22 protein-coding genes are annotated in these 23,854 nt (G+C 61.7%); 15 read left to right on the top strand and 7 right to left on the bottom strand.

The window, feature by feature from the left end; all coding sequences use genetic code 11:
* The first annotated feature begins 10 nt into the window (after window positions 1-10).
* From odhB to C4Q27_RS02405, 6 genes are all read left to right on the top strand, one after another.
* Entirely contained in the window at window positions 11-1,234 is a 1,224-nt protein-coding gene (odhB, locus tag C4Q27_RS02430) for a 2-oxoglutarate dehydrogenase complex dihydrolipoyllysine-residue succinyltransferase (RefSeq protein WP_064493140.1), read from the top strand.
* 93 nt (window positions 1,235-1,327) lie between these two features.
* Window positions 1,328-2,764, top strand: a complete 1,437-nt coding sequence (gene lpdA / locus C4Q27_RS02425; RefSeq protein ID WP_010954949.1) for a dihydrolipoyl dehydrogenase — start codon at window positions 1,328-1,330, stop codon at window positions 2,762-2,764.
* Window positions 2,765-2,935: 171 nt separating this feature from the next.
* Entirely contained in the window at window positions 2,936-4,102 is a 1,167-nt protein-coding gene (gene sucC, locus C4Q27_RS02420; protein ID WP_003254205.1) for an ADP-forming succinate--CoA ligase subunit beta, read from the top strand.
* Window positions 4,102-4,986 carry a succinate--CoA ligase subunit alpha gene (sucD, locus tag C4Q27_RS02415; protein ID WP_003254203.1) on the top strand — a complete coding sequence of 295 codons (885 nt, stop codon included), beginning with the start codon at window positions 4,102-4,104 and terminating at the stop codon, window positions 4,984-4,986. The genes sucC and sucD overlap by 1 nt, the downstream gene beginning before the upstream one ends.
* Before the next feature lie 403 nt (window positions 4,987-5,389).
* Complete coding sequence (brnQ, locus tag C4Q27_RS02410; protein WP_010954948.1) at window positions 5,390-6,703, top strand: branched-chain amino acid transport system II carrier protein; 1,314 nt, start codon at window positions 5,390-5,392, stop codon at window positions 6,701-6,703.
* Between the two features lie 235 nt (window positions 6,704-6,938).
* The gene (locus C4Q27_RS02405) at window positions 6,939-7,688 is read left to right on the top strand and encodes a DUF599 domain-containing protein (protein ID WP_064493141.1); all 750 of its coding nucleotides are present in this window, start codon (window positions 6,939-6,941) and stop codon (window positions 7,686-7,688) included.
* A 67-nt stretch (window positions 7,689-7,755) separates the two neighbouring features.
* On the opposite strand, the gene C4Q27_RS02400 is transcribed toward C4Q27_RS02405, so the two are convergent.
* Window positions 7,756-8,028 (bottom strand): hypothetical protein, encoded by a 273-nt coding sequence (locus C4Q27_RS02400; protein WP_019437947.1) that lies wholly within the window; start codon window positions 8,026-8,028, stop codon window positions 7,756-7,758.
* 154 nt (window positions 8,029-8,182) lie between these two features.
* Here C4Q27_RS02400 and C4Q27_RS02395 point away from each other — a divergent pair, with 154 nt between their 5' ends.
* From C4Q27_RS02395 to C4Q27_RS02380, 4 genes are all read left to right on the top strand, one after another.
* Entirely contained in the window at window positions 8,183-8,659 is a 477-nt protein-coding gene (locus C4Q27_RS02395) for a PaaI family thioesterase (RefSeq protein ID WP_010954945.1), read from the top strand.
* A complete protein-coding gene (locus tag C4Q27_RS02390; RefSeq protein WP_104886404.1) occupies window positions 8,656-9,138 on the top strand; it encodes a PaaI family thioesterase in 483 nt (160 codons plus the stop codon). Before C4Q27_RS02395 ends, C4Q27_RS02390 begins: the two co-directional genes overlap by 4 nt.
* 69 nt (window positions 9,139-9,207) lie before the next feature.
* The gene (gene htpG, locus C4Q27_RS02385; RefSeq protein ID WP_014590273.1) at window positions 9,208-11,112 is read left to right on the top strand and encodes a molecular chaperone HtpG; all 1,905 of its coding nucleotides are present in this window, start codon (window positions 9,208-9,210) and stop codon (window positions 11,110-11,112) included.
* 63 nt (window positions 11,113-11,175) lie between these two features.
* Entirely contained in the window at window positions 11,176-11,901 is a 726-nt protein-coding gene (locus tag C4Q27_RS02380) for a dienelactone hydrolase family protein (protein WP_010954943.1), read from the top strand.
* 244 nt (window positions 11,902-12,145) lie between these two features.
* On the opposite strand, the gene C4Q27_RS02375 is transcribed toward C4Q27_RS02380, so the two are convergent.
* The gene (locus C4Q27_RS02375; RefSeq protein WP_104886403.1) at window positions 12,146-13,009 is read right to left on the bottom strand and encodes a pirin family protein; all 864 of its coding nucleotides are present in this window, start codon (window positions 13,007-13,009) and stop codon (window positions 12,146-12,148) included.
* Window positions 13,010-13,126: 117 nt separating this feature from the next.
* Here C4Q27_RS02375 and C4Q27_RS02370 point away from each other — a divergent pair, with 117 nt between their 5' ends.
* Complete coding sequence (locus tag C4Q27_RS02370; protein ID WP_020415625.1) at window positions 13,127-14,134, top strand: amidohydrolase family protein; 1,008 nt, start codon at window positions 13,127-13,129, stop codon at window positions 14,132-14,134.
* Window positions 14,135-14,290: 156 nt separating this feature from the next.
* Here C4Q27_RS02370 and fabB read toward each other — a convergent pair whose 3' ends face one another.
* From fabB to C4Q27_RS02345, 5 genes are all read right to left on the bottom strand, one after another.
* Window positions 14,291-15,511 carry a beta-ketoacyl-ACP synthase I gene (fabB, locus tag C4Q27_RS02365; RefSeq protein ID WP_010954940.1) on the bottom strand — a complete coding sequence of 407 codons (1,221 nt, stop codon included), beginning with the start codon at window positions 15,509-15,511 and terminating at the stop codon, window positions 14,291-14,293.
* Window positions 15,512-15,522: 11 nt separating this feature from the next.
* Window positions 15,523-16,038: a 3-hydroxyacyl-[acyl-carrier-protein] dehydratase FabA gene (fabA, locus tag C4Q27_RS02360; protein WP_003251509.1), complete on the bottom strand. Its 516-nt coding sequence runs from the start codon at window positions 16,036-16,038 to the stop codon at window positions 15,523-15,525.
* A 207-nt stretch (window positions 16,039-16,245) separates the two neighbouring features.
* Window positions 16,246-18,177 carry an ATP-binding protein gene (locus C4Q27_RS02355; RefSeq protein ID WP_104886402.1) on the bottom strand — a complete coding sequence of 644 codons (1,932 nt, stop codon included), beginning with the start codon at window positions 18,175-18,177 and terminating at the stop codon, window positions 16,246-16,248.
* Window positions 18,174-19,064 (bottom strand): ABC transporter substrate-binding protein, encoded by an 891-nt coding sequence (locus C4Q27_RS02350; RefSeq protein WP_020191659.1) that lies wholly within the window; start codon window positions 19,062-19,064, stop codon window positions 18,174-18,176. The genes C4Q27_RS02355 and C4Q27_RS02350 overlap by 4 nt, the downstream gene beginning before the upstream one ends.
* The gene (locus C4Q27_RS02345; protein ID WP_064493145.1) at window positions 19,064-21,178 is read right to left on the bottom strand and encodes a TonB-dependent siderophore receptor; all 2,115 of its coding nucleotides are present in this window, start codon (window positions 21,176-21,178) and stop codon (window positions 19,064-19,066) included. Before C4Q27_RS02345 ends, C4Q27_RS02350 begins: the two co-directional genes overlap by 1 nt.
* Before the next feature lie 227 nt (window positions 21,179-21,405).
* Between C4Q27_RS02345 and C4Q27_RS02340 the strand changes: the two genes are divergently transcribed.
* The 4 genes from C4Q27_RS02340 (at window position 21,406) to C4Q27_RS02325 (ending at window position 23,807) form a co-directional block, all read left to right on the top strand.
* On the top strand, window positions 21,406-22,431 hold the full coding sequence (locus C4Q27_RS02340) for an NAD(P)H-dependent glycerol-3-phosphate dehydrogenase (protein ID WP_010954935.1): 1,026 nt from the start codon (window positions 21,406-21,408) through the stop codon (window positions 22,429-22,431).
* 36 nt (window positions 22,432-22,467) lie between these two features.
* Entirely contained in the window at window positions 22,468-22,815 is a 348-nt protein-coding gene (locus C4Q27_RS02335; RefSeq protein WP_003251499.1) for a DUF4389 domain-containing protein, read from the top strand.
* On the top strand, window positions 22,812-23,270 hold the full coding sequence (gene sixA / locus C4Q27_RS02330; RefSeq protein ID WP_019437943.1) for a phosphohistidine phosphatase SixA: 459 nt from the start codon (window positions 22,812-22,814) through the stop codon (window positions 23,268-23,270). Before C4Q27_RS02335 ends, sixA begins: the two co-directional genes overlap by 4 nt.
* 162 nt (window positions 23,271-23,432) lie before the next feature.
* Window positions 23,433-23,807 carry a hypothetical protein gene (locus C4Q27_RS02325; protein WP_064493146.1) on the top strand — a complete coding sequence of 125 codons (375 nt, stop codon included), beginning with the start codon at window positions 23,433-23,435 and terminating at the stop codon, window positions 23,805-23,807.
* Window positions 23,808-23,854: the final 47 nt, after the last annotated feature.

Genomic DNA, 23,854 nt, shown 5'->3' with positions numbered 1-23,854 from the left:
AACACAGATAATGGCTATCGAGATCAAAGCCCCAACCTTCCCGGAATCGGTTGCCGATGGCACCGTTGCCACCTGGCACAAGAAGCCGGGCGAAGCCGTCAAGCGTGACGAGCTGATCGTCGACATCGAGACTGACAAGGTTGTCCTGGAAGTACTGGCTACTGCCGATGGCGTGCTCGGCGACATCGTCAAGGGCGAGGGCGACACCGTCCTGTCCGACGAATTGCTGGGTTCGATCGTTGAGGGCGGTGCTGCCGCTGCGCCTGCCGCGGCAGCCGCACCTGCAGCTGCTCCGGCTGCTGCCAGCGCTGATGCTGGCGAAGATGACCCGATCGCTGCCCCGGCTGCGCGCAAGCTGGCTGAAGAAAACGGCATCGACCTGGCTACCGTTGCAGGTACCGGTAAAGGCGGTCGCGTCACCAAGGAAGACGTGGTTGCTGCTGTTGCCAAGAAGAAGTCGGCACCTGCCGCTGCACCGGCTGCCAAGCCTGCCGCTGCTGCCGCTGCCCCGGTTGTCGTCGCTGCTGGCGACCGTACCGAGAAGCGCGTGCCGATGACCCGCCTGCGTGCCAAGATCGCCGAGCGTCTGGTCGAAGCCCAGTCGAACATGGCGATGCTGACCACCTTCAACGAAGTGGACATGACCGAAGTCATGGCCCTGCGTTCGAAGTACAAGGACCTGTTCGAGAAGACCCACAATGGCGTGCGCCTGGGCTTCATGTCGTTCTTCGTCAAAGCCGCTACCGAAGCGCTGAAACGCTTCCCGGCCGTCAACGCCTCGATCGACGGCAACGACATCGTCTACCACGGCTTCGCCGACGTCGGTGTTGCCGTGTCCAGCGACCGTGGCCTGGTGGTGCCGGTGCTGCGTAACGCCGAGTCGATGAGCCTGGCTGAAATCGAGAACGGCATCGCTACCTTCGGCAAGAAGGCCCGTGACGGCAAACTGTCCATCGAAGAGATGACCGGTGGCACCTTCACCATCACCAACGGTGGCACCTTCGGTTCGATGATGTCGACCCCGATCGTCAACCCGCCGCAGGCCGCCATTCTCGGCATGCACAACATCATCCAGCGCCCGATGGCCATCAATGGCCAGGTCGTGATTCGCCCGATGATGTACCTGGCGCTGTCGTACGATCACCGCCTGATCGACGGCAAGGAAGCGGTAACCTTCCTGGTCACTATCAAGAACCTGCTGGAAGATCCGTCCCGCCTGCTGCTGGACATCTAACCCTCTGGCTGCGTACCGTGCCGGGCCTGGCTTCGCAAGAAGCCAGGCCGCGCGGTTCGCGGCTTGTAGCTTGTAGCTGATAAGGAATCTTTTATGACCCAGAAATTCGACGTAGTGGTAATCGGTGCAGGCCCAGGCGGCTATGTGGCTGCCATCAAGGCTGCCCAACTTGGTCTGAAGACTGCCTGTATCGAGAAGTACACCGACGCCGAGGGCAAACTGGCCCTGGGCGGCACCTGCCTGAACGTAGGTTGCATTCCTTCCAAGGCGCTGCTGGACAGCTCCTGGAAGTACAAGGAAGCCAAAGAGAGCTTCAACGTCCACGGTATCTCCACTGGCGAAGTGAAGATGGACGTCGCCGCGATGGTTGGCCGCAAGGCCGGCATCGTCAAGAACCTGACCGGTGGCGTTGCCACCCTGTTCAAGGCCAACGGCGTCACTTCGATCCAGGGCCACGGCAAGCTGCTGGCCGGCAAGAAGGTCGAAGTCACCAAGGCTGACGGCACCACCGAAGTCATCGAAGCCGAGAACGTGATCCTGGCTTCCGGCTCGCGCCCGATCGACATTCCGCCGGCCCCGGTCGACCAGAATGTCATCGTCGACTCCACCGGCGCCCTGGAATTCCAGGCCGTACCGAAGCGCCTGGGCGTTATCGGTGCAGGCGTGATCGGCCTGGAGCTGGGCTCGGTATGGGCTCGCCTGGGTGCTGAAGTGACCGTCCTGGAAGCCCTGGACACCTTCCTGATGGCTGCCGACACCGCCGTGTCGAAAGAAGCCCAGAAGACCCTGACCAAGCAAGGCCTGGACATCAAGCTGGGCGCTCGCGTCACCGGCTCGAAAGTCAACGGCAATGAAGTCGAAGTGACCTACACCAACGCCGAAGGCGAGCAGAAGATCACCTTCGACAAGCTGATTGTTGCAGTCGGTCGTCGCCCGGTGACCACCGATCTGCTGGCTTCCGACAGCGGCGTGACCATCGACGAGCGTGGCTACATCTTCGTCGACGATTACTGCGCCACCAGCGTTCCGGGCGTGTACGCCATCGGTGACGTGGTACGCGGTATGATGCTGGCCCACAAGGCTTCGGAAGAGGGCATCATGGTCGTCGAGCGCATCAAGGGCCACAAGGCCCAGATGAACTACGACCTGATCCCGTCGGTCATCTACACCCACCCGGAAATCGCGTGGGTCGGCAAGACCGAACAGGCCTTGAAGGCCGAGGGCGTTGAGGTTAACGTGGGCACCTTCCCGTTCGCGGCCAGCGGCCGTGCGATGGCTGCCAACGACACCGGTGGTTTCGTCAAGGTCATCGCCGATGCCAAGACCGACCGCGTTCTGGGTGTTCACGTGATTGGCCCATCGGCTGCCGAACTGGTGCAGCAGGGCGCAATCGCAATGGAATTCGGCACCAGTGCCGAGGATCTGGGCATGATGGTCTTCAGCCATCCAACCCTGTCCGAAGCGTTGCATGAAGCAGCGCTGGCGGTGAATGGCGGCGCCATTCACGTGGCCAACCGTAAGAAGCGTTAATTATAAGAAACCACGGCGGGCTGCCCGTCGTGAGTCTTGCGTGCATGACTCACCGCGGAAAGTCCGCCGGACCGGATCACACGGGAAACCCGGGGTCAACGGTCACAGGTGGTGCGGCGCCACTGATGGCGCAGCGCCGAAGCGCAGTACCTAACGAAGACGGTAAAAAGCATGAATCTTCACGAGTATCAGGGTAAGCAGCTGTTCGCTGAGTACGGCCTGCCAGTTTCCAAGGGTTTCGCAGTCGACACCCCTGAGCAAGCTGCAGAAGCCTGCGACAAGATCGGCGGGAACGAGTGGGTTGTAAAAGCCCAGGTTCACGCGGGTGGTCGCGGTAAAGCGGGCGGCGTAAAGCTGGTTCGCAGCAAGGAAGACGCCAAGGCGTTCGCTGCACAGTGGTTGGGCAAGAATCTGGTTACCTACCAGACCGATGCCAACGGTCAACCCGTCTCCAAGATTCTGGTCGAATCCTGCACTGACATCGCCAAAGAGCTGTACCTGGGCGCTGTAGTCGATCGTTCGAGCCGCCGTATCGTGTTCATGGCTTCCACCGAAGGTGGCGTGGACATCGAGAAAGTCGCTCACGAAACGCCTGAGAAAATCCTCAAGGCCACCATCGACCCACTGGTCGGCGCTCAGCCGTTCCAGGGTCGCGAGCTGGCTTTCCAGCTGGGCCTGGAAGGCAAGCAAGTTCAACAGTTCGCCAAGATCTTCGTTGGTCTGGCCAAGCTGTTCAAGGATCATGACCTGGCGCTGCTGGAAGTGAACCCGCTGGTGATCAAGGCCGATGGCGACCTGCACTGCCTCGATGCCAAGATCAACATCGACGCCAACGCCATGTACCGTCAGCCGAAGCTGAAAACCTTCCACGACCCGTCGCAGGACGACGCCCGTGAAGCCCACGCTGCCAAGTTCGAACTGAACTACGTTGCCCTTGAAGGCAACATCGGCTGCATGGTCAACGGTGCCGGCCTGGCCATGGGTACCATGGACATCGTCAACCTGCACGGCGGCAAGCCGGCCAACTTCCTCGACGTTGGCGGTGGTGCTACCAAAGAGCGCGTTACCGAAGCGTTCAAGATCATTCTGTCCGACAGCAATGTCGCGGCCGTTCTGGTCAACATCTTCGGCGGCATCGTTCGCTGCGACATGATTGCCGAAGGCATCATCGGTGCAGTGAAAGAAGTCGGCGTTAAAGTTCCGGTCGTCGTTCGCCTCGAAGGCAACAACGCCGAACTGGGCGCTAAAGTACTGGCAGAAAGCGGTTTGAACATCATTGCGGCAACCAGCCTGACCGACGCTGCTCAACAAGTTGTCAAAGCTGCGGAGGGCAAGTAATGAGCGTCCTGATCAATAAAGATACCAAAGTCATCTGCCAGGGCTTCACCGGCTCGCAGGGTACTTTCCACTCCGAACAGGCCATTGCCTACGGCACCAAGATGGTCGGCGGCGTAACCCCAGGCAAGGGTGGCACCACCCACCTGGGCCTGCCGGTGTTCAACACCGTCAAGGAAGCCGTGGAAGCGACCGGCGCTGACGCTTCGGTCATCTACGTACCGGCTCCGTTCTGCAAAGACTCGATCCTGGAAGCTGCCTTTGGCGGCATCAAGCTGATCGTCTGCATCACCGAAGGCATTCCTACCCTGGACATGCTGGATGCCAAGGTCAAGTGCGACGAGCTGGGCGTGACCCTGATCGGCCCTAACTGCCCAGGTGTCATCACCCCGGGCGAGTGCAAGATCGGCATCATGCCAGGCCACATCCACTTGCCAGGCAAGGTCGGTATCGTTTCGCGTTCCGGCACCCTGACCTACGAAGCTGTGAAGCAGACCACCGACGCCGGCTTCGGCCAGTCGACCTGCGTCGGCATCGGCGGTGACCCGATCCCGGGCTCCAACTTCATCGACATCCTGAAGCTGTTCCAGGAAGACCCGAAGACCGAAGCGATCGTCATGATCGGTGAGATCGGCGGTTCGGCTGAAGAAGAAGCTGCGGCCTACATCAAGGCCCACGTCACCAAGCCTGTCGTTTCCTACATCGCCGGTGTTACTGCACCTGCGGGCAAGCGCATGGGCCACGCTGGCGCCATCATCTCCGGCGGCAAGGGCACTGCGGACGAGAAGTTCGCCGCCCTGCAGGACGCGGGTGTGAAAACCGTGCGTTCCCTGGCTGACATCGGCAAGGCCCTGGCCGAGCTGACTGGCTGGGAAGCCAAGAAGTAATACTGCTACACCCCCCACGCGCACAGAGGCCACCTTCGGGTGGCCTTTGTCGTATGTGGGGTTCGCAGGAGCGTGTTTACCCGCGAAGAGGCCGGTGCTGGCAATAGAGATTCTTCGATAGGTTTGATAGGAATTTTCACGCAGACGAATGTTTCAATCCGAGGATAATACCTGCCGTCCTCGGTCACACAGACGACAAACATGTACGCACATCGGACAAGCAGCACTGTGCCAGTGCGTTTGACTGACAAACCAGTTACATTACGCGTTCACTCTGTGCCCGTACCCCAAAAGGGAACGACACGCTAAACGGGTCTGGCCTATCAAGCCGGGCAGCATTTCCCCTTACCCAAAGGGAAATCCCCTCTCGAATCCCGATTTCAGCAGTGTGGTACTACCTTAAATGAAAGTTCTCAAAGGCCAGGATATCCTGGCGCTTGGCTTTATGACGTTTGCGCTTTTCGTGGGTGCAGGCAATATCATCTTCCCGCCTATCGTCGGCCTGCAGTCTGGCCCGCACGTATGGATGGCGGCCTTGGGCTTCCTGGTCACTGCCGTGGGCCTGCCGGTCATCACGGTGGTCGCTCTGGCCAAGGTCGGTGGCGGCATGGATGCACTGAGCAGCCCGATCGGCAAGTTCTTCGGCGGCCTGCTGGCAGCCGTGTGCTACCTGTCGGTCGGCCCATTGTTCGCCACCCCGCGTACGGCCACCGTGTCGTTCGAAGTGGGCGTTGCACCGCTGACCGGTGAAAGCCCGCTGGCGCTGTTCATCTACAGCCTGGTGTACTTCATCGTCGTGCTGGCCGTGTCCATGTACCCTGGCAAGTTGCTCGACACCGTGGGCCGCTTCCTGGCACCGTTGAAGATCATTGCCCTGGCAGTACTGGGCATCGCTGCCTTCGCGCTGCCCGCCGGTAGCATTGGTGACGCACAGCCTGCCTATGCCGCCGCTGCGTTCTCCAAGGGCTTCTCCGATGGCTACCTGACCATGGATACCCTGGGTGCCCTGGTGTTCGGTATCGTCATTGTCAATGCCATTCGCTCGCGCGGTGTCGAGTCGCCGAGGCTGATTACCCGCTACGCCATCATCGCCGGCCTGATCGCCGGTGTCGGGCTGGCCCTGGTCTACATCAGCCTGTTCCGCCTGGGTGCCACCAGCCACGACATCGCGGCTGACGCCACCAACGGTGCGGCGGTGCTGCATGCCTACGTACAGCACACCTTCGGCTCCCTGGGCAGCGGCTTCCTCGCCGTGCTGATCGCGTTGGCCTGCCTGGTGACCGCGGTTGGCCTGACCTGTGCCTGCGCCGAGTACTTCAGCCAGATCCTGCCGCTGTCGTACCGCGCGCTGGTGGTGATCCTTGCCGGCTTCTCGCTGCTGATTTCCAACCTTGGCCTGACCAAGCTGATCATGTTCTCGATCCCGGTGCTCACCGCCATCTATCCGCCGTGCATCGTGGTGGTTGGCCTGAGCTTCGTGAAAGACCTGTGGAACTCGCCAACGCGCATCCTGGCGCCCGTGATGCTGGTCTCGCTGCTGTTCGGCATGGTCGATGCGATCAAGGGCAGCAGCCTTGCCCACGTGTTGCCAGACTTCATGGCGCACCTGCCATTGAGTGATGCCGGCATGGCCTGGCTGGTACCTTCGGTGGTGACCCTGGTGGGTGCCGTGGCCTGCGACCGCATGCTCGGCAAGCCGCGCGAGGCGCTGGCCTGACTGAACAAGTTGAAGCCTGAGGGCGGCACCGGCCACAAGCCGAAGGGTGCCCGCCAAGGGTGAAAACAAGAGAGCCCCGTATCCGAAAGGATGCGGGGCTTTTTGCTGTTTGCCGGTTTCGGCCTCTTCGCAACAGGTAATGCATTTTTCAGTGTGCAGGTGTGCCTTTTGCCGCTTGCCAGCGTCGAAATCCGGTCCCTATCCTTTAGGCACATGGCCCTTTCGGTAACCCTGCATGAACTTCATCCAAAGCAACCTCAACAACCTGCTGGCCATCGCCTGGTTCGCCCTGTGCTGGGGTGGCTATACCCGCTATGCGATCTGGAAGGGGCGCGACACCGCGTGCCTGGCCAGCGTGCTGCACTTGTACCGCGAAGACTGGATGCGCCGCATGCTGCTGCGCGACAACCGCATCGCCGATGCCAGCGTGATCGGTAACCTGGAGCGCAACGCTTCGTTCTTCGCCTCCAGCACCCTGATCATTCTGGCTGGCATCCTCACCGTGCTCGGTGCCTCCGACCGGGCACTGTCGTTGCTGGCCGACCTGCCGCTGGTTCAGCAAACATCCCAGGGCATGTCGGAGATCAAGCTGCTGTGCCTGGCCATGGTATTTGTCTATGCCTTCTTCACGTTCAGTTGGTGCATGCGCCAATACAACTTTGCCGCCGTGCTGGTGGGCTCGGCGCCGATGATCGGCGAACGGCTGGTCAATGAGCTGGAGCGCAAGGCATTCGCCTCCCGCGCGGCGCGGGTATTGTCGTTGGCGGCTAACCAGTTCAACCTGGGGCTGCGTTCGTATTACTTCGGCATGGCCATGTTGAGCTGGTTTATCAGCCCATGGTTGTTCATGGCGATGAGTGTGGGAGTAGTGCTGATTCTGTACCGTCGAGAGTTCCATTCGGATGTACTCGATGTGATGGTGTTCACACCGACCGAAAGTGTACTGTCGGAGCCGGCCAAGGAAAGCTCGGTTGGTTCCAACTGAAACGATTAATCGAAAGTTCGCAGGCACAAAAAAACCCGACATCGTCGGGTTTTTTTGTTTTAGCCAATTACTGCTTGGCAGGTTCTGCCGGTGTAGTAGGAGCCGGAGTAGCCGGAGCGGCTTCTTCGGCAGCCTTCTGCTCGGCTTCGGCCTGATCTTTGGCAGCTTCGGCGTTTTCCTCGGCGGCTTCGTTCATCTTATCCTGAGCTTCACCCATTTTTTCCTGGGCTTGCTCGGCGTGTTGCTGTGCGTCCTGGGCTTTGTCTTCGCTCGCTTTATCGCAAGCAGCCAGGCCCATGGCAGCGGCCAGCATCAGAGCAAAAGCAAAAGGTTTACGCATGGGGGTGTTTCTCCTTGGTGGAATAAGTGACTTGTTCCTTCGAGTACAACTACGCGGAATAAGTTCAACGAAGATTACAGATATATAACGTCCCGTTCTACATGGACTTTTTAACGAATTTATGCCGCTGCCCTGCGGCCGATGGGAACAGCCGATGAGCGATTCAACCTTGATGGCAATGGCCGAGCGCTTTCTCTCGGCGTTAAAACATTGTCAGTTGTTGCAGATGCGCGTGGCGCAGGCTGATGGCGATGGCATGACCCTGGTCCTGCCGTGGTCGCCGGCGATTGTCGGCAACCCGCAAACCGGTGCCGTGCACGGCGGTGCGCTGACCACGCTGATGGACACCACCTGTGGCATGGCCACATTGTGTGTGCTGCCGCGCTTCGAAGTGTGCCCGACGTTGGACCTGCGCATCGACTACATGCACCCGGCTGAGGCCGGCAAGGACATCTACGGCCACGCCCAGTGCTACCGTGTTACCCGCGACGTGATCTTCACCCGTGGCACCGCCTACCAGGACGACCCCGACCAGCCCATCTGCCAGGTGGTGGGCACGTTCATGCGCCTGGGCCAGGACATCAAGGGCGGCATCCGTTTCGGCGACAGTCTGAAGGAGGGCAAGGCATGATTCCGCACGCGGTACGCCAACAGCTCAACGCCGCCCATGCGGTGGGCGACTATCGACCGTTGCTGGCACTGGTTCCCTATGCCGGGCTGATCGGCATCGAATGCGAGCGTCAGGGCGATGACGTGTTGTTCCGCCTGCCGGCCAGCCCGGACAATATCGGCAACCCACTGCTACCGGCTATTCATGGCGGCGTGATCGCCGGCTTCATGGAGCTGTCGGCAGCGCTGTACCTGCTGATCTACAGCGAGAGCGCAAGCATTCCGAAGATCATCGACTTTTCCATCGACTACCTGCGCGCCGGCCATTTTCGCGATACCTACGCCCAGTGCCAGCTGTGGCGCCAGGGCCGGCGGGTGACCAACGTGGCCATCACCGCCTGGCAGGGCGACAGGCAGTCGCCGATTGCTACGGCCCGTGCGCATTTCAAGATCGAACCGGAAAAGCCCTTGAAATCATCCGGGCAGCCCCCATCTGCATGACATCCGCCGTTAACGCTGGCCGAACCGGCCGCCAGGCGCCAACGCCATCAGATCGGAGTTTCGAAGACCATGACTGTGGAAACACAAAAGGAAACGCTGGGCTTCCAGACCGAGGTGAAGCAACTGCTGCACCTCATGATTCACTCGCTGTACTCGAACAAGGAAATCTTCCTGCGGGAGCTGATTTCCAACGCTTCCGACGCCGCCGACAAGCTGCGTTTCGAAGCCCTGGCCAAGCCAGAGCTGTTCGAGGGCGATGCTGACCTGAAGATTCGCCTGAGCTTCGACAAGGACGCCGGTACCGTGACCCTCGAGGACAACGGCATCGGCATGAGCCGCGAAGACGTCATTGCCCACCTGGGCACCATCGCCAAGTCCGGCACTGCCGACTTCATGAAAAACCTCACCGGTGACCAGAAGAAGGACTCGCACCTGATCGGTCAGTTCGGCGTGGGCTTCTACTCCGCGTTCATCGTTGCCGACAAGGTCGACGTGTACAGCCGCCGTGCGGGCCAGCCAGCGGCCGAAGGTGTGCACTGGTCGTCGAAAGGCGAGGGCGAGTTCGAAGTCGCCACCATCGACAAACCACAGCGCGGTACCCGTATCGTCCTGCACCTGAAGAAGGACGAGCAGGAGTTCGCCGATGGCTGGCGCCTGCGCAACGTGGTCAAGAAGTACTCCGACCACATCGCCCTGCCGATTCAACTGCCGAAAGAGCAGGCCGCCGCCGAAGGTGAAGAGCAGCCGGCCGAAGAGTGGGAAACCGTCAACCGCGCCAGCGCCCTGTGGACCCGTTCGCGCACCGAGGTGAAGGACGAGGAGTACCAGGAGTTCTACAAGCACATCGGCCATGACTTCGAAAACCCGCTGGCCTGGAGCCACAACAAGGTCGAAGGCAAGCTCGAATACAACTCGCTGCTGTACGTGCCGGCCCGTGCGCCGTTCGACCTGTACCAGCGCGAAGCGCCGCGTGGCCTGAAGCTGTACGTGCAGCGTGTGTTCATCATGGACCAGGCCGAGTCGTTCCTGCCGCTGTACCTGCGCTTCATCAAGGGTGTGGTCGATTCCAATGACCTGTCGCTGAACGTGTCGCGTGAAATCCTGCAGAAAGACCCGATCATCGATTCGATGAAGACCGCGCTGACCAAGCGCGTGCTGGACATGCTGGAGAAGCTGGCGAAGAACGAACCCGAGAAATACAAGGGCTTCTGGAAAAACTTCGGTCAGGTGCTGAAAGAAGGCCCGGCCGAAGACTTCGCCAACAAGGAGAAAATCGCCGGTCTGCTGCGCTTTGCGTCCACCCAGGACGACAGCGGCGAGCAGAGCGTCGCCCTGGCCGACTACCTGGCCCGCGCCAAGGAAGGTCAGGACAAGATCTATTACCTCACCGGCGAGTCGTACGCGCAGGTCAAGAACAGCCCGCACCTGGAAGTCTTCCGCAAGAAAGGCATCGAAGTGCTGCTGCTCACTGATCGCATCGACGAGTGGCTGATGAGCTACCTCAACGAATTCGACGGCAAGGCCTTTGTCGATATTGCCCGTGGCGACCTGGACCTGGGCAAGCTGGATTCGGAAGAAGACAAGAAAGCTCAGGAAGAAGTCGCCAAGGACAAGGAAGGTCTGGTCGAGCGACTGAAAGGTGCGCTGGGTGACAGCGTGGCCGAAGTGCGCGTCTCGCACCGCCTGACCGACTCGCCGGCGATCCTGGCCATTGGCGAGCAGGACCTGGGCCTGCAGATGCGCCAGATCCTGGAAGCCAGCGGGCAGAAAGTGCCGGAGTCCAAGCCGATCTTCGAGTTCAACCCGAGCCACCCGCTGATCGAGAAGCTGGATCACGAGCAGAGCGAAGACCGTTTCGCCGAGCTGTCGCACATCCTGTTCGATCAGGCGGCCCTGGCGGCTGGTGACAGCCTGAAGGACCCGGCGGCTTACGTTCGTCGCCTGAACAAGCTACTGGTCGAGCTGTCTGCTTGAGTTGATGCACAGCAAAGCCCGCTTCGGCGGGCTTTTTTATGACGAGTGCCAAAGGAGTGCTTGATGAGCAAAGTAATCGTCGAATCGCTGGTTTATCACCTGTCTGGCAAGACCTACGAAAGCCGTTTGGTCTATGAGCCGGGTGCGCTGGGCCGCCCAGGGCTGGTGATGGCGCCGAACTGGATGGGCATTGGTGAAGGTGCTGAGCGCATTGCCAAGGAAGTGGCCGAGAAGGGCTATGTGGTGCTGATCGCCGACCTGTACGGGCAATCGGTGCGCCCGTCCAATGCCGATGAGGCAGGCGTGGCGATGATGCCGCTGAAGAATGACCGTGGCGAACTGCGCAAGCGCATGCAGGAGGCCTTGGCGCAATTGCTGGGGCAGTCGAAGGCGTTGCTGGAGCCTGGCAAGGTGGCCACCTTCGGCTTCTGCTTCGGTGGCTGCTGTGCCTTGGAACTGGCCCGTAGCGGCGCTGACCTGCGTGCGGCCGTATCGTTCCACGGCACCCTGGACACGCCGAATCCTGAAGATGCCAAGCGCATCAAGGGCTCGGTGCTGGTGTTGCATGGTGCCTCTGATCCATTGGTGCCTAAAGAGCAGCTGCCGGCATTCGAAGACGAGATGAACGCAGCCAAGGTGGACTGGCAGTTGCTCAGTTATGGCGGCGCGGTGCACTCGTTTACCGACCCGAATGCCAATATGCCGGGCAAGATGCAGTATGACCGACGCACTTCCGAGCGAGCGTTCCGTTCGATGCATAATCTGCTGAGTGAAGTGTTCCAGCGTTGAGATTGCAGGGGGCTGCTTTGCAGCCCTTCGCGGGTGAACCCGCTCCTACGCGACGGCCTGCGCCCAATCACCAATGTGCGTTCACCCTCGATCTGGGTGTAGGAGCGGGTTTACCCGCGAATACGGTGGCGGCGTCAACGGTGAACGGCGGGTGGAAATTGGCCGGCAGGTCCGGCCTCTTCGCGGGTAAACCCGCTCCTACACGACGGGCTGCGCCCAACCGTCGACCTGTGTCCACCCCCGATCACCGAGGTAACTCGATCCTCGAATGTTCCCCCGGCACCACCGGCCAATCCCCCGCAGCCCACCTGGCCCGAGCCCGCTCGATCAGCTCCGGGTCGCTGGCCACGAAATTCCAGTTCATCCGACGCGGCCCATCCAGCGGTGCGCCGCCAATCAGTACCAATTGGCATTCACCCTCCGCATACAACGTCACCTCTTCCCCCTCGGGCAGTACCACCAGGCTGCACGGTTCCACGTCTTCATCGTTCATCGTCAGCTCACCATCGAGCAGGTACAGCGCCCGCTGCACATGCTCATTCGGTACCAGCAAGGTGGTTGCCGGTTGCATCCGTACATGCGCATAAAGGGTAGGGGACAGCACCGGCACCGGCGACACCAGGCAGAACCCGCTGCCAGCAATCATGCAGATACGCACACCCAGGCTGTCACTGACGGGCAAGCTCGCGGCGGGGTGATGGCTGTAGCTTGCCGGGCCTTGCTCAAACTCGCGTGGCGATGCCAGCCATACCTGCAGCCCATGCTGGCGCGAGCCATGGGCCAGGGCATCTTCCGGGGTGCGCTCGACATGGGCGACGCCGCTGCCCGCAGTCATCCAGCTGACATCACCGGGCAGCACCCGCTGCGCCGAGCCGAGGCTGTCCTTGTGCAGGATTGCGCCTTCGAACAGGTAGGTCAGCGTCGACAAGCCGATATGCGGATGCTGGCGGATGTCCATGCCATGCCCCGGGGCATAGTCTGTTTCGAGCATGTGGTCGAAGAACACGAACGGGCCGACGCTGCGGCACTGGGCTGACGGCAGCGGGCGCAGGATCGGCTGGCCCTCGACCGTCTCGGCTCGGGGGTGTATGACCAGTGGGCTGCTCATGGGGAAGGCTCCAGGCACGGTGGAAGTGCCTCAAGCATAGCGGTTTGCCCGCCGTGGCTGAACCGTCTTGGCGGCCGCCTGGTCTACTGGGTTCGTACTTGCATGAGGAGGATGACCATGACCGCCAGAGCGCTGGCTTGTGTGCTGTTGTTCGGCTGGCTGTGCCAGGCGGCCCAGGCGCGCGAGTACCGCTACAGTGATGCCCACCTGCACTACGTGGACTTCTTCCAGGAAAGTGAAGGCATGCCGGCGCTGATCAAGGCCATGGATGCCGCAGGGGTTGAGCAGTCGATGATTTCAGGCATACCGGTGGCCAAGAAATGGCACGAAGACGAACCCAAGCGCCCGCGCTACTACGCCGGTGATGACGCTGATGCCTATTGGTACAGCGCCACCGATACTTACGTGGCGGCGGCGTTGCAGCAATTGCCAAGTGAGCAGCGCAAGCGCTTCCACCCGTTCCTCAGCGGTTTCAACCCGGTGGACAAGAATGCGGTCAGCCATATCGAGCGCATGCTCGATTTGTACCCGGGCCTTTGGCAGGGCATCGGCGAGGTGTTCACCCGACATGATGACCTGACAGCGCTGACCAGTGGCGACACGCCACGTGCCAATAATGAGGCCATGACGCGTATCTACCACCTGGCGGCCGAGCGCGACCTGCCCGTTCTGCTGCATTCCAACATCACCTCCAAGCGCGAGCGCAACCCACTGTACCTGGCGGAGATCGAAGAGCCGCTGCGCAATCACCCGCATACGCGATTCATCTGGGCGCATGCGGGCAGCAGCATGGAGATACATCGCCACCAGACGCAGATGGACTTTCTACTGCCGGTGCTGACGCGATTGCTGGAGGACTACCCGAACCTGTATGTCGATTTGTCGTGGAGTGTGCTGCAGCCGTATTTGCTGGATGAGCAGGGCGCGCCGCGCAAGGAATGGCTGGCGCTGGTCGAGAAGTACCCGGAGCGGTTCATGCTGGGGTCGGATGTGGTGGGGCGGTTTGGCAGCCTGGGGGAGCAGATGCACGGGTTCAAGCCGTTTCTGGATGCCTTGCCGGAGTCGGTGGCGCACAAGGTGGCCCGGGAGAATTTTCTGGCGGTGTTGCCCAAGGTACAGCAGTGACCTGTGCGGGCCTCTTCGCGGGTAAACCCGCTCCTACAGGGTGGGCACAGCGCTGAAGGCTTGTGTGGTGGGTTTACCCGCGAAGAGGCCAGCACAGGCAACCAAACAAAAACGCCCCGAACCAGTCGGGGCGTTTTCATTTACAGCAGCAGCGTCTTACTTGCCTTCCCAGCGCTTGAGCACCAGGGTGGCGTTGGTGCCGCCGAAGCCGAAGCTGTTGCTCATGACCGTGTCGATCTTGGCGTTTTCTTCGGTTTTACGCAGGATTGGCAAGTCGGCGACTTCCGCGTCCAGCTCGTCGATGTTGGCAGAGCCGGCGATGAAGTTGTTTTCCATCATCAGCAGGCAGTAGATCGCCTCGTGCACGCCGGCAGCGCCCAGCGAGTGACCCGACAGGCTCTTGGTAGAGCTGATCTTCGGAGCCTTGTCGCCGAACACGGCACGCACGCCCTTGATCTCGGCCACGTCACCGACCGGAGTCGAGGTACCGTGGGTGTTCAGGTAGTCGATCGGGGTGTCGACAGTGGAGAGCGCCTGCTGCATGCAGCGGATGGCGCCTTCGCCGCTCGGTGCAACCATGTCGTAGCCGTCGGAAGTCGCACCGTAGCCAACGATTTCGGCGTAGATCTTGGCGCCGCGGGCCAGGGCGTGTTCCAGTTCCTCGACCACGACCATGCCGCCACCGCCAGCGATGACGAAACCATCACGGTCAGCGTCGTAGGCGCGCGAGGCCAGTTCCGGGGTTTCGTTGCGCTTGGTCGACAGGGCGCCCATGGCATCGAACAGGAACGACTGGCTCCAGTGCTCTTCTTCACCGCCACCGGCGAAGACGATGTCCTGCTTGCCCCACTGGATCTGCTCCAGTGCGGTACCGATGCAGTGAGCCGAGGTGGCGCAGGCCGACGAGATCGAGTAGTTGATGCCCTTGATCTTGAACGGGGTGGCCAGGCATGCCGAAACGGTGCTGCCCATGGTGCGGGTAACGCGGTATGGGCCGACGCGCTTGACGCCTTTCTCACGCAGGGTGTCCAGCGCTTCCATCTGGTTCAGGGTCGAGGCGCCGCCGGAACCCGCCACCAGGCCGGTACGCGGGTTGGAAACCTGCTCTTCGGTCAGGCCAGCGTCCTTGATCGCGTCCTGCATGGCCAGGTAGGCGTAGGCAGCCGCATGGCCGACGAAGCGGTAAACCTTGCGGTCGATCAGTTCTTCGAGGTTGAGGTCGATGGACCCGGAAACCTGGCTACGCAGCCCCATTTCCTTGTATTCCGGGTTGAAACGGATACCCGGACGGCTGTTGCGCAGGTTTTCGGTGACGGTAGCTTTGTCATTGCCCAGGCACGATACGATGCCCAGACCAGTGATAACGACGCGGCGCATGCGAATAACCCTTAGAAATTGTCAGTGGAGGTGAACACGCCGACCCGCAGGCCTTCGGCAGTGTAGATCTCGCGGCCGTCGACGCTGACCGAGCCATCGGCGATGGCCATGTTCAGCTTGCCCTTCAGGACGCGCTTGATGTGAATGTTGTACGTGACTTTCTTGGCTTCAGGCAGTACCTGGCCAAAGAATTTCACCTCGCCCGAACCCAGGGCGCGGCCACGGCCCGGCAGGCCCTGCCAGCCGAGGAAGAAGCCAACCAGCTGCCACATGGCGTCGAGGCCCAGGCAGCCCGGCATTACCGGATCGCCTTCGAAATGGCAGGCGAAGAACCACAGGTCCGGGTTGATATCCAGCTCGGCGACCAATTCACCTTTGCCGTACTTGCCGCCTTCTTCGCTGATATGGGTGATGCGATCGACCATCAGCATGTTCGGCGCGGGCAGTTGCGCATTACCTGGGCCGAACAGCTCACCGCGACTGCAGCGCAGCAGGTCTTCCCGAGTAAAGGCGTGTTGTTTGGTCATGCGAGCTCCTCAATAACCCCCTGCGGCAGGGGATGAATCTTCCCGGCCGGCCCGAAAACCAAGCGCTTCGAGACGGCAGCCTACAGGTAGACTATTGCGTTGTGGTGAAAGTCACAGCGCACCTGGTGAAAGAAGTACAGGTGTGCACTGAAACGTCTATTTTCAGGTCCGATGAAGGTCCTGTCCAGTGTTTAAGACTGCCGCACTTTAGCATTTATCGCCAGTCGCGGTTGTCTGACCGGGTAACCAGCGCTGCAGCACCTGCTGCAATTCGGTGCGGCGCAAGGGTTTGCTCAGGTAATCGTCCATACCGGCGGCCATGCAACGTTCACGGTCGCCCTGCAACGCGTTGGCGGTCAGGGCGATGATCGGTAGCCCGGCGCCGTTGGGCAACTGGCGGATGCGTCGGGTGGCTTCATAGCCGTCCAGGTGAGGTAGGCGGCAATCCATCAGCACGGCAGCAAAGCGCTGCCGGCCGACCCGCTCGACGGCTTCAAGGCCATCTTCTGCCGTGCATACTGCCAGCCCCAGGCTGCGCAGCATGGCTTCCACGACGCTCCGGTTGACCGGATTGTCCTCCACCAGCAGTACCTGATCATTGTCCGGCACCGTCGTTCGTACAGTCGTTGGCGGCGTCAACGGGACGGGGGCAGGGTTGGCAAGGGCCAACGGCATCTCCAGGGTGAAGGTCGAACCCAGGCCCTCACGGCTTTCACCGCGTAGCTTGCCGCCCATGCGCTCGGCCAGGGTACGAGCGATCGACAGCCCCAGCCCGGTGCCGCCATAACGACGGGAAATCGAGCTGTCGGCCTGCTGGAAGGCGACGAACATCATTTCCAGGCGGTCGCTGTCGATGCCGATGCCGGTGTCGCGCACGCTGCAGGTCAGCCAGATCAACTGCCGGTCGAGCACCTGCCAGCGTGCGTCGACTTGCACCTGGCCGCGTTCGGTGAACTTCAGGGCGTTGCCTATCAGGTTCAGCAGGATCTGGCGGATGCGCGTGGGGTCGCCGTTCACCTGCAGCTGCTCGATGCCGGCCGGCAGTTGCAGGTGCAGTCCCAGGCCGCGTTGCTGGGCGCTGTGCTGGAACGACTGGACACTGTTGGTGATCAGCTCGCCCAGGTTGAAGTCGATGTGCTCCAGCTGCAGCGCGGCGCGTTCGATGCGCGAAAAATCGAGGATGTCGTTGATGACCTTGAGCAAATGCCCGGTGGACTCGCTGGCCACTGCCGTGTAATCGGCCTGTTCACTGCTTAGCGGTGTGGTTTCCAGCAGTTGCAGCATGCCCAGCACGCCATTCATCGGGGTGCGCAACTCATGGCTCATCATCGCCAGGAAATCCGATTTGGCACGGTTGGCCTGTTCGGCCTCCTCGCGGGCCTGGATCAGTTCGGCGATGGCCTGCTTCTGTTCATCGCTGGCCTGCTCCAGGGCGCTGGCCAGGTTATTGATGTGGCGGGCCAAGTGGCCCAGCTCGCTGTCGTCGACGACCGGCAAGGGGGTGTTGTACTCGCCTTGCTGAATCGCCTTGACCGCGTGGCCCATGTCGCTGATCGGCTTGGCCAGGCTCAGGGCCAGGCGGCGTGCCAGCAAGAAGGTGAACAGCAGGGCGAACAACGCCAGGATCCCGGCCTTGATCACGATTTCCTGCTGGCGCTGACTGAAGGCGTCATCGGACATGCCGACGATCACGCGGCCCAGGTAGTCGTCACCGATGGCCGGGGTGGTGGCTTTGCCCTGTTGCAGGAAGTCGTTGTCCAGGCGGATTTGCTGCAGGCGAATGGGCGCCTGGAACACCTCGACCTGTTGCGCGCGGTTGGCACTTTCATCGGACTGCTCGACGTACACCAGGATGTGGTTGCGGCTGTCCTGCACTTCCAGAAAGCGCACGTGCGGGATGCTGAGGGTGGCACGCATCAGCCCTTCAAGCACTTCGTTGTTGCCCGAAATCACCCCATATTCCGACGCCGGTGCCAACTGGTTGGCGATCAGTTGCCCGGTGTGGTTGAGTTCCTGGCGCAGGTCCTGGATGCGTACGAAGGTAAAGAAGCTGATCAAGAGCAAGGTCAGTAGCAGCGCGGGGCCGAGACTGATGATCTGCGTGCGGGTATGAATGTCCCAGCTCAAGCGTTTGCTCATTGGGTGGGTTCTCCCTCGGCCAGGGCCTTGACGGCGGCGTTCTGATCGATTGGTTCAAGACCCAGGGCACGGGCCACCTGCTGGTTGCCACTGACGCCGTAACGCACCGGGTACAGGCTTCGCGGCCAGCGCGTCGGCGGCTGGTCGAGCAACTGGTCGAGCACCCACAGCCAGTCGTCCTGGTCGCTGTAGGTACTGGCCAGGGCGCCGGCGCGAACGAAGCCGGCGTTCGGGCCGATCAGTGCCATCTGCCGGCCATAACTGCTCAACAGCAGGTTCTTTGCAGTCTTGGAGTTGTACAAGTCAGGGTCGTCCAGGCCCAGGAGCACATCGCTGTTGCCCAGCAGGTGCTGCAGGGGCCTGTTGTCACGCGGGTCGGACCAGTCCTGGGCCACGATCTCCAGGCCTAGCGGCCGTGCAGCATGGCGCAGTTCGTCCAGCAGAAAGCTGCTGTGCTCGCCGTACAGCACGCCAATGCGCCTGGCCTGCGGCAACAGGTAACGTGCCAGGCGCAGTTGCCGTCCCAGCGGTGCGTCGCTCCACAGCAGTGTGAGGAACGCGGGGCGCGACTTTCCCAGGCGCTGTTCAGCCTGTACCCGGCTGACCCGCATGACCAGCGCCGGCGGGCCGGCGGTTTCCCCCAGGCGCCATTCCAGTGCTGCGTTGTCGAGCAGGATCAGGCGTTGGTCGGCTTTGAGCTTGCCCGGGCGCGGCAGGTTGGCGGTGGTTTGAAACTGCACATGATCGTGTGGCCGGCGGCTTTCCAGGGCGGCGATGAAGCTGCGGACACCGGGCTGGTCCTCAGCCCCCACCAGCAGGACTTCGCTGGCGGACAAAGGCCCCAACGGCCACAGGCAAAGCAGCAACAGGCGCAGCAGCAGGGCCATCAGAACTCCAGCTCCGCGCTCACGCTCAGGCGGTGACGGCTGTCATAACGGTTCTGCAGGGCCGAGGTGGGTTCATCGTCCAGGCGCTGCTGCCACAGCGCCGCCAGCTCCAGGTTGCTGCCATACACCCGAAAACGCTTGGCCAGGCGCAGGTCCAGACGCTCGTAGCGGTACTGGTTGAGGGCATCGTCGCCGTAGTAGAACAGCGCGCTCGACCAGCCGGCACCCCATTCGCGCATCCACCCGGCCGAGCCGCTGTTACGGGCGCTGAGGCGACGGTCGTCGGGGTTGCTGGCCCAGGCATCGACGTAGGCATAGGTCAGGCGCAGGCGGTCGCGCAGGGTGGGGCGCCAGTCCATTTGCGCCTCGCTGCCGCTGAAACGGGCCTTGTTGGCGTTGCTGGCGATGTACTGGTTGTTCCTCAGAGGCTCGCTGATCATGCCGGTGATCTCGTCGTAGAACAGCTTCACATCCAGGCTCAGGTCGAGGTCGCTGAAGTAGCCGTTGTAGCCTAGCTCGCGCGAGCGCATGCGCTCCTGTTCAAGGTCGCCAGGGCCACGGGTCTTGACGAAGTACTCACCGTTTTGCAGGCCGAATGAATTGGGGGTGAGGTTCTTGACCGTGTAACTCCAGTTGACGTTGTTCTCGAACATGTCGGGCGAGCGCACCGCTTCGGAGTACACCGCACGCAGGCCGTGGCGCGGGGTGATCAGGTAGTTGACCGCCACGCGCGGGGTCAGCGAACTGCCAGACAGGCGCGAGTCTTCGAACATGGCCCCACCTTGCAGTATCCAGTGCTCGTCGGCCCGCCATTCCAGCTGGCCGAACAGGCGCCATGTCTGGTCGTCGATGCTGCCGTTGAAGTAGGTCTGCGAGTCGGCGCGATCATAGCGGTAGTTCATGCCACTGAGCAGACGCAGGCTGTCGGTCAGGCTCAGGGTGTCCTGGATTTCCAGGTCGTAGCGGGTTTCACGGGTGCTCTGATCGACATCGCCGCAGACCTGCTGCTTTCCACCCTCATCCCATTGTTGCTGCACTTTCTGCAGAAGCCCTTTCAGGGCAGGGTCGTCAGTGGAAAGGGGGGCGCCAGTCGCAATGCCGCGCGCCACTTTTTCGGCGAAGTCGGGGTTCATCTGCCAGAGCTGGGTCAGTTCGGGGCTGAACGACTGCAAGGCATCACAGGCGCGCCACACTTGCTGGCGATCAAAATGCTGGGCTGAGCCCTGGATATAAAGGCTGTGTTCAGCGCTGAAGTCCTTGGTCCAGCGCAACGAGCCCGCATAGTCCTTGGCGTTGACGTCGGCATTGTTCCCGGACTCGTACTGCTGGAACACCGGCTGGTAGGTGTAGGGCCGCTGATTGCTGCCTTCCTTGGCCGCCAGTTGCCACTCCAGGGTCTGGTCGACCGCCAGGTTGTGGTTGGCGCTGAGGTTGAAGCGGGTCAGGCGGCGGCTGTCGCGGTAGTCCTGGCCGAACTGGTTCTCATCGAAGCCGTCGTCCTGTTGGCCCGACAGCGACAGGCGCATGTCGCCACCGTCCCAACCCAAGCCGTGGCTGGCATAGAAGTCGTTGATACCGTCCTGGCCGCGTGTCACTTTCAGCCGCGTACCATGGCTGTCGGCGGGTTTGCGGGTGAGGATGTTGACCACCGCCATCAGCGCGTTGGCGCCATAGCTGACGGTATTCGGGCCGCGGAATACCTCGATGCGCTCGATATCCTCCATGGCCAAGGGGATGTCGCTCCAGTCCACCGTGGCCAGGCCTGCGCGGTATACCGAGCGGCCATCGATCAATACCTGCATGCGCCGTGCGTCGTTGACGTTGCTGCCGTGGTAGTTGACCGTGGGTTGATTACCGGCACCGTAGCCGATCATCATGCCCGGTACCAGGCGCAGCAGTTCGGGGATGTCACGGGCACCGCTGGCGCGAATCAGTTCGCTGTCGAGTACGGTCATGCTGCCCGGGACAGCGGCGGGGGATTGTTTCAGGCGTGTGGCGGTCAGAACCTGTGGCAGGTCGGTGTTGTCGATGAACAGGTCGTCGGCCACGGCCTGACCGCCGAGCAGGGCGGTCAATAACAGCAGGCGCGGGTACGGGGGCGTGCCAGGGAACACGGAGCGGCCTTTGTTTCAGGATTGAAACAGGCATGGTAACTGACCGTGGGGGTTTTGCCAGTGGGTGTCGGGCGTACGTCTTGAAAAGTACCGCGTGGCGGCGCTCGATCTCGACGGCTCCGAAAATGCCATGGCAAATACCGCAAACGCCCAGACACTGGTTCTGTAGCAGGCGAGCCGTATAATGGCGGGGTCGCCACTTAACTTTTGGCTTTAATGGATTGGATATGACTGAACAGCAACCTGTTGCGGTTCTGGGCGGCGGCAGCTTCGGCACCGCCGTGGCGAACCTGCTGGCGGAAAACGGTGTGCCGGTGCGCCAATGGATGCGCGACCCGGCGCAGGCCGAGGCCATGCGTGTGAATCGCGAGAATCCGCGCTACCTCAAGGGTATCCGCCTGCACGATGGGGTTGAGCCGGTCAACGACTTGCTGGCCACCCTGCAGGCCAGCGAGCTGATCTTCGTTGCCTTGCCATCGAGTGCCTTGCGCAGCGTGCTGGCACCGCATGCCGAGCTGCTGCGCGGCAAGGGCCTGGTCAGCCTGACCAAGGGCATCGAAGCGCAAAGCTTCAAGCTGATGAGCCAGATCCTCGAAGAGATCGCCCCCGAGGCGCGCATCGGCGTTTTGTCGGGGCCCAACCTGGCGCGCGAAATCGCCGAACATGCGCTGACTGCCACAGTGGTGGCCAGTGAGCACGAAGACCTGTGCCAGCAGGTACAGGCCGTGCTGCACGGGCGCACCTTCCGCGTCTACGCCAGTGCCGACCGTTTCGGCGTCGAACTGGGCGGTGCACTGAAGAACGTCTACGCGATCATCGCCGGCATGGCTGTGGCCTTGGGGATGGGCGAGAACACCAAGAGCATGCTGATTACCCGGGCCTTGGCCGAGATGACCCGTTTCGCCGTCAGCCAGGGCGCCAACCCCATGACGTTCCTCGGCCTGGCCGGTGTCGGTGACCTGATCGTCACCTGCTCCTCGCCCAAGAGCCGCAACTATCAGGTTGGCTACGCACTGGGGCAGGGCCAAAGCCTGGAAGAGGCGGTCAACCGCCTGGGCGAAGTGGCCGAGGGGGTCAACACGCTCAAGGTGCTCAAGACCAAGGCCCAGCAAGTGCAGGTGTACATGCCGCTGGTGGCTGGCCTGCATGCCATCCTGTTCGAAGGGCGCACGCTGAACCAGGTGATCGAGCACCTGATGCGCGCCGAGCCCAAGACCGATGTCGATTTCATTTCCATCAGCGGTTTCAACTGAGCCCTTGGCGGCTCTGACACGAGCAAGGAGCAACACATGAACGATACGCCCGAACGCGCCCAGCGCGAGTCGATCATCCTGCGGGTGCTGTGGATGCTGGTGTTCCTGGTGGTCTGGCAACTGGCCGAGTTGCTGTTGGGTGGCCTGGTGCTGGTACAGCTGATCTACCGACTGGTGTATGGCGCGCCCAGCGCCAGCCTGATGAACTTCGGCGACAGCCTGAGCCAGTACCTGGCACAGATCGGCCGCTTCGGCAGTTTCCACAGCGACCAGAAGCCGTGGCCGTTCGCAGACTGGCCGGCCCCGCGTGCGCCGGAAGGTGAAGCAGCGCACGCCGTGGCACCGGCCGCGCATCCGGTGCGTGACGAGGAACCCAAGCTGTGAAGCTGTGGGTGCTGCGCCACGGTGAAGCTGAGCCGCGGGCCAAGACGGATGCCGAGCGCCGGTTGACTGCCCATGGTCGCGAGCAGGTGCTGCACAGTGCGGCTTACCTGATCGGGCAGCCATTGCAGGCGATTGTTGCCAGCCCTTACGTACGCGCCCAGCAGACCGCCGCGCTGGTGCATGACACCCTGGGCTTCGCCGAACCGGTGCGCACCGTGCCCTGGCTGACGCCCGAGGGTGATGTGCAGCAGGTCATCGGCGAAATCGAGCGCCTGGGACTTGAGCATGTGCTGCTGGTCAGCCACCAGCCGCTGGTAGGTACCTTGGTCGGTGCGCTGGAGCACGGCCACAGGCAACAGCCGGCAGCCATGAGCACTGCCAGCCTGGCGGAGCTGGAAGGGGAGTGGCCGCTGGCCGGGTTGATGACGCTGCAGGCCATCCACTCACCCGCTTGAACTTCCCATGGCTTGTGCAGGCCACTGTTTCGCTCGCGTCTGCATGCTGGCATGGGTAAAGATCGATAAGGCAACTGGCATTTTTGTCAGTTGTCGCGCTTCACCACCGCTTGCTAGCGTTGCCACATGGCAAATATCAGGGAACGGCGAATGAGGGGTGAAATGCTGGAACTGTTGCGCTCCCTGGACCTGCAACCCACCCTGGAACAGGTTGACCAAGGTACTTCGCTGGATTTCGCCCAATACAGCCTGCTGCGTGAATCGGCCGATGCCAAGCTTTACCACCTGATGCGCAAGGTGACCGACAACCCCGGGCTGGACCCTGCTGCGAGGCAACAATGCGAGCAGGACCTGCGTACGCTGCAGGATGCCTGCCTGCGGGTCTCGCACTTGCTGCAAACCAGTTGTCTGGCCTTGCGCCGCCTGCAACTGGACTACCAGGACCAGCGTCTGGCCCGCGAGGCGCTGGAGAGCCAAGTGGCCTACATGCAGGCCTGCCTGCGTCGGTCGCTGAGCAGTTTCGACCGCTCGGCATGACCTGATCCCCCTCGCCGATGACCTTTATGGACATTGCCGAACTGCCC

It is taken from the genome of Pseudomonas sp. SWI36 (genome assembly GCF_002948105.1).
Taxonomy (GTDB): Bacteria; Pseudomonadota; Gammaproteobacteria; order Pseudomonadales; family Pseudomonadaceae; genus Aquipseudomonas; species Aquipseudomonas alloputida.
This window is presented reverse-complemented; position numbering and strand designations above follow the sequence as displayed.